The sequence below is a fragment of the Duganella sp. GW821-FHT07G03 genome, from assembly GCF_059418605.1.
Map to the genome: position 1 here is coordinate 260,108 of NZ_JBWKQE010000006.1, position 9,346 is coordinate 269,453.

Below are 9,346 nucleotides of genomic sequence, written 5' to 3' on the forward strand. Positions count from 1 at the left end.
AGTAAATTCGAATTGGTTCGTCATCTTCCTGTCATGCATAGTTGCCAGAATTTTGGATTCCCAACCGCAGAGAGAAAGAAGTGATGAACAAATCTAAGATGCTGTCCCGGCTCGCGATGATGTTGATTTTGTCTTCCGGCGCGATTGGCGCGGTCCACGCGTCCAAGGCCGATCACCATGAGTTCGAGGCCACGCTGCACGCGCCCTTCGCCGCCGACGGCGCCGACCGGGAACGGCCGGAAGCCCGTACCTTCAAGCTCGCCTTCGACTTCCCCCTGCTGGAGCGTGAGCAGGACGTGCAATGGCGCCTGGAGCTGGTCAGCCCCGACGGCGTGGTGGTGCAGCAGTGGCGGGGTGTGCAGCGCATCGCTGGCAAGCCGGTCGACGTCAGCATCGCGTGGGACGGCCGCGCCGACGGCTTGATCCTGACCGACGGCGTCTATCTGGCGCGCATGCAGGCCGTCACCGGCGGCGAGACCGTCGAGCAAAGCTGGGACATCTCGGTGGGCCACAATCCGGCGCAGGCCATGCCGGCCTTCAAGGCGCTGCCGACATTGCATTCTGCGGCCGCGCGCGCGAATGGCCGCGTGGTGCAGGGCGCCGTCGCCGCCACCGCGTCGCTGCCTTACACGGTCTACCTGGGCAACCTGCACAGCCAGACCAACCACAGCGACGGCGGCGGCCCGCTGGGCAGTTGCACCGGCGCGCAGGCGCCGCAAAGCGCGGCGCTGGGACCGGCCGACGCCTACCAGTACGCGATGGACAAGGGCCTCGATTTCCTGATGGCCTCCGAGCACAATCACATGTTCGACGGTTCCGACAGCACCAACGCCGCGGCCGATCCGGCCGTCGCCAAGGCGCTGTTCCAGTCCGGCCTGGCCGCCGCCGCCAACTTCAACAGCGCGCACGCCAGCTTCCTCGGCATGTATGGGCTGGAGTGGGGCGTGATCAACAACGGCGGCCATATGAACATCTTCAACACCACCGAGCTGCTGGGCTGGGAGAGCAACGGCAGCGGCCAGCTGATCGCCGACACGCTGACGCCGAAGAACGACTACGCCGCGTTGTACACGCTGATGCGCCAGCGTGGCTACGTCGGCCAGTTCAACCATCCGGAATCGTCGGGCCAGTTCCTGGTCAACGGTACGGCGCTGGGCTACACCGCCGACGGCGACCAGGCGATGGCGCTGTGCGAAGTGCTCAACACCTCGGCCTTCTCGACCAACACCAGCGAGACCGAGACCGGCCGCAGCACCTACGAAGGCGCCTGCAACAAGGCGCTGGAGGCGGGCTACCACGTCGCCTTCTCCAGCGATCAGGATAACCACTGCGCCAACTGGGGCGCTTCCTACACCAACCGCACCGGCGTGCTGCTGCCCAATGGCACGCCGCTGAGCACCGCCAGCATGATCGCCGCCATCAAGGCGCGCCGCGTGTTCGCCACCATGGACAAGACCTCGCAGCTGATCCTGACCGCCAACGGCCACGTGATGGGCGAGCGCTTCACCAACAGCGGCGCCCTGAACCTGGTCGCCAACTTCGCCAGCAGCAGCGGCAAGACGGTATCGACGGTGAAGATGTATGAGGGTGTCCCCGGCCGCAACGGCACGGTGACGCAGTTGTCGGCCACCGCCAGCACCAGCATCACGCCGGCCGTGGGCGAGCACTTCTACTACGCCAAGATCACCCAGAACGACGGCAACATCCTGTGGTCGGCGCCGGTGTGGGTTACACAGACCAGCGGTGGTGGCGGCACCACGCCGCCCGCCGCCACGCAGCTGATCGTCAACGGCGGCTTTGAATCGGGCGCCGCCTCATGGACCGCGACGTCGGGCGTCATCAGCTCCGATTCGAGCCAGGCCGCGCACGGCGGCAGCTACAAGGCCTGGCTGGACGGCTATGGCAGCGCCCATACGGATACGCTGTACCAGACCGTGACGATACCGGCCGACGCCACCAGCGCCACCCTGGCGTTCTGGCTGCAAGTGGTGTCCAGCGAGACCACCACCAGCACCGCCTACGACACGCTCAAGGTGCAGGTACGCAGCGGCGCCAACGCGGTATTGGCGACGCTGGCGACGTATTCGAATCTGAACAAGGGCAGCACGTATGTGCAGAAGAGTTTCGACCTGTCGGCCTATAAAGGGCAGACGGTGAGGATTTACTTCGAGGGCGTGGAGGATGCGACGGTATCGACGGCGTTCCTGATCGACGACGTCACGCTGAACGTGCAGTAAGCCCGCTTACTTGGTCCACGGCTGTTCGCGCTTCTTGCTGGTGCGCGCGAACAGCAACAGCACCGCTATCCCGAGCAGTGTCAGTTTGTAGTTCACCGGCTCCGGCACCGACACCATATTGGTTTTGCCCGGCGCCGGCTTGACCGTCCTGACGTTGCCGCTGGCCTGTGCGGCCACCGGCGCCGTCTCGGCGGCATAGACTTGAACGCTCAACGCGGAGGCGCTCAATAACAGCGCCGCTATTTTGCTCATCAATCGCATTCCCTGCCCTGTCGGTAATCAAGTGACAAGTATAATAGATTGTTAATTCTTTTATCTCCGTGCGGTAACACACGGAACGGAGTAAAAAAGCCTTGACCTTACACGCCGAGGCTGGAACCTGCGCCCAGCAGCGTGGCCACGCCCAGCACGGCAAACACCAGCGCGGCGATGCCGTGCACCAGTTTGAGCGACACCCGGTGGGCGATCTTGTCGCCCAGGTAGACCGCCGGCACATTGGCCAGCATCATGCCGAAGGTGGTGCCGCACACCACCGCCACCAGGCTGTCGTAGCGGGCCGCCAGCGCCACCGTGGCCACCTGCGTCTTGTCGCCCATCTCGGCGACGAAGAAGGCGATCAGCGTGGTCAGGAACACGCCGTACTTCGCCAGCGGCAGGTCGTCCTCGTCGATCTTGTCCGGCACCAGCGTCCACGCGGCCATCGCCAGGAAGGACAGGCCCAGCACCCAGCGCAGGATATCGGGCCCCAGCAGGCTGGTGATCCAGGCGCCGACGGCGGCGGCGAAGGCGTGGTTGGCGATGGTGGCGACGAAAATCGCGGCGACGATGGGCAGCGGACGGCGGAACTTGGCGGCCAGGCAGAAGGCGAGCAGCTGGGTTTTGTCGCCGATTTCAGCGAGGGCGACGATGCCGGTAGAGACGAGGAAGGCTTCCATGGGATGGTATGTAGTACGCGGGCCGGAAACGATTAACCAATGATCCAGGCGCGACTCCGGCCCATCATGGCCGCACCTCGATCATGGTCTCGTCAAGTTTTTCAACCACCTGCACCACGGTCTGCGGACCGATTATGTTGACACAGGTTCTTGCGCCGGGGCGGCGCAAGCCGACTACTCCCCACTAACGGCCTGAATGATAGCATACGGTGCAGCCGCGTACACACCGCCGATACATGGCTATGCTATTCTGCTTCGCGCTTCGGACCACATTGAAAAGACCACCATGCCTATCAAAAAACCACTGTCCGCGTTCGTCCTGTCGGCGCTGATGGCCTTGGGCGCCGCCCACGCCGATCCGCTGAGCTACGCGCGCTACGACCAGGTCCGCACCAGCGACCTGTATCTGGACCTGAAGGCCGACTTTGGCCACAAGACCCTGGCCGGCTACGCCGAGCTGACGCTGAACTGGATCGACCCGGCGGCCCGCACGCTGGTGCTGGACACGAACGAACTCAATATCGCCAAGGTGCAGGTGCTGAACCCGAACGGCCGCTGGAGCGCCGCCTCCTTCATGCTGGACAAGCCCGACGCCGAAAAGGGCAGGGCGCTGCGCATCGCGCTGTCGTTCCAGCCGCAGAAGGTGCGCGTGTACTACCGCACCGCGCCGTCGGCCGCAGCGCTGCAATGGATGTCGCCGCAGCAGACCATGTCCGGCAAGCGTCCGTTCATGTTCAGCCAGTCCGAGGAAATCAACGCCCGCTCGTGGGCGCCGGTGCAGGACACGCCGGCGGTGCGCTTCACCTACAGCGCCCGCATCGAAGCGCCGTCCGGCATGCGGGTGGTGATGAGCGCCGAGAACGACCAGCAATCGACCGGCGCCGGCGGCTGGAAATTCAAGATGGCGCAGCCGATTCCGTCCTACCTGCTGGCGATCGCCATCGGCGAGATCGACGTGCGCAACATCGGCCCGCGCTCCGCCGTCTACGCCGAGCCGGCCCGCATCGACGCCGCCGCCTACGAGCTGGCCGACACCGAGAAGATGATCAGCGCCGCCGAAGGCCTGTATGGCCCGTACCGGTGGGAGCGTTACGACATGATCGTGCTGCCGCCGTCGTTCCCGATCGGCGGCATGGAAAACCCGCGCCTGACCTTCCTCACGCCGACCATGATCGCCGGCGACCGCAGCCTGGTCGACCTGATCGCGCATGAACTGGCGCACTCCTGGTCCGGCAACCTGGTGACCAACGCCTCGTGGAAGCACTTCTGGCTCAACGAAGGCTTCACTACCTACGTCACCACCCGCATCGTCGAGAAGCTGTACGGCGAGGAAGTGGCGGAGATGAACCTGCAAGTGGAGCAGGAGGAGGCGCTCGCCTCGCTGCCGTCCATCCCGGCGGCCAAGCAGGCGCTGGTCACGCGCGACGCCGACACCAGCGCCGCCAGCTACACCGACAGCGGCCTGGTTTATCCGAAAGGCGCGTGGCTGCTGCGCACCCTGGAGCAGCGCGCCGGCCGCGAGGTGTTCGATCCCTTCCTGCGCGGCTGGTTCGACCAGCACGCGTTCAAGTCCGCCACCACCGACGAATTCGTGGTCTACCTGAAGAAAAACCTGCTGGATGCGCATCCTGAAGTGATGGCGCCGGCGGAGTTGGACGAGTGGCTGTACGGCGCCGGCATTCCGGCCAGCGCCAAGCACGCGGCCTCGCCGCGCCTGGCCGCGCTCGATGCGCAGCGCAGCGCGTGGCTGAAGGGGGAGCTGCCGACCAGGGACCTGAACGGCAAGAACTGGATCGCGCTCGAATGGATGCACTTCCTGAACGATATCGACGGCAAGGCCAACGCCACGCAGCTGCGGGAACTGGACCAGGCTTTCGCGCTGGGCAAGAGCGGCAACAATGAAATCGCCTACCGCTTCTACCTGGCCTCGATCAAGGCCGGCTACAACGTGCGCGAACCGCTGACCACCTTCCTGATGAGCGTGGGCCGCCAGAAGTTCGTGGTGCCGCTGTACACCGCGCTGCTGAAAAATCCCGGCGACCGGGAATGGGCCAAGTCGGTCTACGCCCAGGCGCGCGAGCACTATCATCCGGTCACCCAGGGATCGGTCGACAAACAATTTAAAAAATAACGATGCTCAAATTCTCCCGTACTGTTGCAACCGCATTGCTGGTGCTGGCGGTGTCCGTGCCGGCGCTGGCCGCCGCGCCGGCCTACAACCTCGACGCCGACGTCAACCTGGCGCTGAAGACCTTCGACGTTCCCGGCATGGCGATCGCCATCGTCAAGGACGGCAAGGTGATCGCCGCCAACGGCTACGGCGTGCGCAAGCTGGGCGACCCGACCCCGGTGGACGGCAAGACGCTGTTCGAAGTGGCCTCCAACTCCAAGGCCTTCACCGCCGCCGCGCTGGCGATGCTGGTCGACGAGGGCAAGCTCGCCTGGGACGATCCGGTCACCAAGCATCTGCCGGACTTCCAGATGTTCGACTCCTACGTCACCGGCGCGATGACGGTGCGCGATTTGCTGACGCACCGCAGCGGCCTGGGTCTGGGCGCGGGCGACCTGCTGTGGTGGCCGACCACCAGTTTCAGCACCGACGAAATCATCGCGCGCCTGCGCTACGTGAAGCCGGCCACCAGCTTCCGCAACAGCTACGCCTACGACAACCTGCTCTACATCGTGGCCGGCAAGATCATCGCCGCCAAGGCCGGCAAGCCGTGGGGCGCGGCGATCCAGGAGCGCATCCTGGCGCCGCTGGCCATGAATGGCACCAAGACCAGCGTGGCCGAGATGCTGGCCACGTCCGACTACTCGGCGCCGCACAGCAAGATCAACGACAAGGCGGCCGTGGTCAAGCCGATGCTGGTCGAGAACGCGGTGGGCGCGGTCGGCATCAACACCAGTGCGGAGGACATCGCGCGCTGGATGGCGATGCTGCTCAATGGCGGCAAGCTGGAAAACGGCACGCAGCTGATCAGCGCCAAGCAGTTGGGCGAGTTGTGGTCCGAGCAGACGCCGATGCGCATCCGCGAGCCGAAACCTGCGCTGGCCGCGACCAAGCCCAACTTCGCGGCCTATGGCCTGGGCTTCAACCTGCGCGACTACAAGGGCCGCAAGATCGCCATGCACGGCGGCGCGCTGCAGGGCTTTTATTCGACGGTGCTGATGGTGCCGGAGGAGAAGCTGGGCATCGCCATCCTGACCAACGCCGAGAACAGCCCGGCGATGGCGTCGCTGTACTGGCGCATCCTGGACCAGTACCTGGACGTGCCGGCCAGCGACTGGATCAAGCTGTACGCCGACCAGGAAGCGGTGGCGCACAAGGAGGAGCTGGAGCGCCAGGGCAAAGAGGTCGGCGCGCGCAGCGCCAAGTCGACGCCGTCGCTGCCGCTGGCGTCCTACGACGGCGAGTATGAAGACCCGTGGTACGGCAAGGTGACCATACGCGCCGAGGGCAAGCGGCACATCATGACGTTCACCCGCACGCCCGACCTGACGGGGGAGCTGGAGCACTTCCAGCACGACACCTTCATCGTGCGCTGGAAGGAGCGCAACTTCAACGCCGATGCGTACGTGACGTTCGCGCTGAACCCGGACGCCAGCATCGAGCGCATGAAGATGGCGCCGGTCTCGATGGAGACCGATTTCAGCTACGACTTCCGCGACCTGAACTTCACGCCGGTGAAGCCGCCCAAGTCCGACAAGGTCGCGAAGTAAGCCAGGCCTAGACCTGGCTCTCGACCCGGTTGCGGCCGTTGTGTTTGGCGCGGTATAGCGCCAGGTCGGCGGCGTGGAACAGGTCGTCGAGCGCCGCGTGCGGGCCGTGCGCCACGGCCACGCCGAAGCTGGCCGTCACGCGCAGGATGTAGCCGTCGGACAGCGTCAGCGGCTCCTGTTCGATCGCCAGCCGCAGCCGCTCGGCCAGCGCGCGCGCCGCCTCCAGCCCGCAGCAGGCGGGCATCACCACGAATTCCTCGCCGCCGTAGCGCGCCACGATCTCGCCGTCGCGCAGGCTGTCGCGCACCACCTCGGCGATGCGTATCAGCACCTGGTCGCCGGCGTCGTGGCCGTAGGAGTCGTTGACCGACTTGAAGTGGTCGACATCGAACAAGATCACCGCCAGCGTCTCGTTGCGTTCGCAGGCGCCGCGCAGGCGCAGGTTGCCGGCCGCCGTGAAGGCGCGCCGGTTCAGGATGCCCGTCAGGTAGTCGGTATCGGCGCGCACCTTGAGTTCCTCGATCAGGTGCAGTCGTTCCTGCTCCAGCCGCTGGCGGTCCATGCTGTTGGCGCGCAGCGTCGCCAGCGCGCGCAGCATGTCGCCGATCTCGTCGTCGCGGCGGGCGCCGCTGGGCGGCAGCGAGAAGTCGCCGTTGCCCAGCCGGACCACCGCGCGCGTGGCGCGCAGCAGCGGGATCACCACCCGCCGCCGCAAAATCAGCAGCAGCAGGGTCAGGGCCAGCAGGATGGCCGCGCCCACCAGCAGGGCCAGCATCAGTTCGCGCCGGGCGTCCTGGAAATCGCGCAGGGCCTGCGCCTGCGCCTCTTCCAGCAGCACGTCGCGCAGCGCCAGGATGGGCGTCATGCAGGGCACATAGCGTTGCGCGAACTGGCCGGTGTCCATGCCGTAGGCGCGGCCGGCGCGGCTGGCCTGCTCGATCTCGACCACCAGCCGCTGGCCGGTGTCGAAGTACAGCTGGTCCATGCGCGCCACCGCCGCCAGCACGCGCGGCTCGGTGTCGATGTCGCCGCTGGGGATCTTGATCAGCTGGCGCAGCTGCTCGATGCGCCCGCGCAGGAATTGCAGGCGTTCGTGGTCGCTCTCGGTCAGCGGCTGGCCGGAGGCCAGCGGCACCGTCAGCGCCGAGCCGAGGCGGCCGGCGAACTCGCGCAGTTCGACCGTCAGGCGGGCCTTGGTCAGGATGCGGCCGATGCGGGGATAGACTTGTTCGGAGGCGCGCGTGTAGCCGGTCACCGCGTCGAGCGCCAGCGGCACCAGGCGGAACATGCGTTCGACGGTTTCGCCCAGCCGTTCCGGCGTGCGCTGGGCCGGCGGCAGCGCGGCCAGCTGGTCCACCGTCTGGCGCGCCGCGGCCAGCGCCTGGTACAGCGGTCCCAGTGGCGCTGGCGGCAGGGCGCCGGGCAGCGCGGCGGGCACCGGCGCGGCGGCCAGTTCGCGCCGCAGCTGCGCCAGCGCCTGGTCGGTGTCGGCGCGCGCGCGCAGCAGGCGCGCGCGGTAGGCCGGATCGGCCGGCACGTGGTCGCCCAGCACGGCGTTGACCGGGCCTCGTTCGAAGGAGAGTTTTTCCGCGGCGATCATGGCGCGCTGCATCAGTTGCAGCGCGTGGTGGCCGCTGCCTGCGGCACGGTAGTGTTCCCACTCGCCCCACAGCAGCCGCCCCAGCATGCCGCACACCAGCACCGCCAGCACGGCGCCGGTGAGGGCGAATAATCGGGTTAATCTCATTGCTGCCAACCTGCATTTCATTTTGCTAGCTGGCAATATGCCACAAAGCGTGGCGGCTGTGGTTGTTGGGCCGGTGGCGGCGGCGCGAAATGAGACGCGCTGGGCCGCTAATGGTAGGATGGCGGCCTCGCGTCACGGCAGGGCTGTTTGTTATGATGCAAAGCTTAAATTTTTACTAATCGAGGGATGAAGAAGATGTCTATGCAACGAGTTATGCTGCGCTCCAAGCTGCACCGTGTGACGGTCACGCAGGCGGATTTGAATTACGAGGGTTCGTGCGGTATCGACCAGGATTTGCTGGACGCGGCCGATATCTGGGTCAACGAGAAGATTGAGTTGTACAACGTGAACAATGGCGAGCGTTTCGCCACCTACGCCATTCCTGGCCTGCGCGGCACCGGCGAGATTTCGCTGAACGGCGCCGCCGCCCGCCGCGCCCAGCTGGGCGACCTGCTGATCATCTGCACCTACGCACCGATGACGGAAGAGCAGGCCCGCGACTACAAGCCGAAGGTCGTGTTCGTCGACGACAAGAACAAGATCAAAGGCATGAAATAAGTTGCAAAACCCTGGGGTCAAGTCTGACATTCGGACACGAGCTCTGCCGTAATCAAGCGTTACGGCAGAGCTCGTGTCCGAATGTCAGACTTGACCCTGAACCTTCCCCTCAAATTTCTTGTAAACATTTGAGGAAGCTGTTAACTTTC

Annotated in this window: 7 protein-coding genes and 1 riboswitch; of the genes, 4 read left to right on the top strand and 3 right to left on the bottom strand. The window is 65.6% G+C overall.

The window, feature by feature from the left end; all coding sequences use genetic code 11:
- Positions 1-83 precede the first annotated feature (83 nt).
- Positions 84-2,237, top strand: coding sequence for a CehA/McbA family metallohydrolase (locus AC07OK_RS11135; protein WP_494690362.1), 2,154 nt, complete (start codon positions 84-86; stop codon positions 2,235-2,237).
- Between the two features lie 6 nt (positions 2,238-2,243).
- On the opposite strand, the gene AC07OK_RS11140 is transcribed toward AC07OK_RS11135, so the two are convergent.
- Both AC07OK_RS11140 and AC07OK_RS11145 read right to left on the bottom strand, forming a co-directional pair.
- Positions 2,244-2,489 carry a hypothetical protein gene (locus tag AC07OK_RS11140; protein WP_494690363.1) on the bottom strand — a complete coding sequence of 82 codons (246 nt, stop codon included), beginning with the start codon at positions 2,487-2,489 and terminating at the stop codon, positions 2,244-2,246.
- A gap of 107 nt (positions 2,490-2,596) precedes the next feature.
- Positions 2,597-3,172, bottom strand: a complete 576-nt coding sequence (locus AC07OK_RS11145) for a TMEM165/GDT1 family protein (RefSeq protein ID WP_494690364.1) — start codon at positions 3,170-3,172, stop codon at positions 2,597-2,599.
- Positions 3,173-3,182: 10 nt separating this feature from the next.
- A riboswitch (yybP-ykoY riboswitch) is annotated at positions 3,183-3,367 on the bottom strand.
- A 91-nt stretch (positions 3,368-3,458) separates the two neighbouring features.
- Between AC07OK_RS11145 and AC07OK_RS11150 the strand changes: the two genes are divergently transcribed.
- Both AC07OK_RS11150 and AC07OK_RS11155 read left to right on the top strand, forming a co-directional pair.
- On the top strand, positions 3,459-5,303 hold the full coding sequence (locus AC07OK_RS11150) for a M1 family metallopeptidase (protein ID WP_494690365.1): 1,845 nt from the start codon (positions 3,459-3,461) through the stop codon (positions 5,301-5,303).
- 2 nt (positions 5,304-5,305) lie between these two features.
- On the top strand, positions 5,306-6,892 hold the full coding sequence (locus AC07OK_RS11155; protein WP_494690366.1) for a serine hydrolase: 1,587 nt from the start codon (positions 5,306-5,308) through the stop codon (positions 6,890-6,892).
- A 7-nt stretch (positions 6,893-6,899) separates the two neighbouring features.
- Here AC07OK_RS11155 and AC07OK_RS11160 read toward each other — a convergent pair whose 3' ends face one another.
- Positions 6,900-8,639: a GGDEF domain-containing protein gene (locus AC07OK_RS11160; protein WP_494690367.1), complete on the bottom strand. Its 1,740-nt coding sequence runs from the start codon at positions 8,637-8,639 to the stop codon at positions 6,900-6,902.
- Positions 8,640-8,840: 201 nt separating this feature from the next.
- Here AC07OK_RS11160 and panD point away from each other — a divergent pair, with 201 nt between their 5' ends.
- Positions 8,841-9,197, top strand: coding sequence for an aspartate 1-decarboxylase (panD, locus tag AC07OK_RS11165; RefSeq protein ID WP_026334859.1), 357 nt, complete (start codon positions 8,841-8,843; stop codon positions 9,195-9,197).
- Positions 9,198-9,346: the final 149 nt, after the last annotated feature.

Excerpts from the sequence above, each read along its gene's own strand:
- AC07OK_RS11140 (WP_494690363.1), bottom strand. The coding sequence starts at position 2,489 with ATGAGCAAAATAGCGGCGCTGTTATTGAGCGCCTCCGCGTTGAGCGTT.
- AC07OK_RS11155 (WP_494690366.1), top strand. The coding sequence starts at position 5,306 with ATGCTCAAATTCTCCCGTACTGTTGCAACCGCATTGCTGGTGCTGGCG.
- AC07OK_RS11135 (WP_494690362.1), top strand. The coding sequence starts at position 84 with ATGAACAAATCTAAGATGCTGTCCCGGCTCGCGATGATGTTGATTTTG.
- AC07OK_RS11145 (WP_494690364.1), bottom strand. The coding sequence starts at position 3,172 with ATGGAAGCCTTCCTCGTCTCTACCGGCATCGTCGCCCTCGCTGAAATC.
- AC07OK_RS11150 (WP_494690365.1), top strand. The coding sequence starts at position 3,459 with ATGCCTATCAAAAAACCACTGTCCGCGTTCGTCCTGTCGGCGCTGATG.
- AC07OK_RS11160 (WP_494690367.1), bottom strand. The coding sequence starts at position 8,639 with ATGAGATTAACCCGATTATTCGCCCTCACCGGCGCCGTGCTGGCGGTG.
- panD (WP_026334859.1), top strand. The coding sequence starts at position 8,841 with ATGCAACGAGTTATGCTGCGCTCCAAGCTGCACCGTGTGACGGTCACG.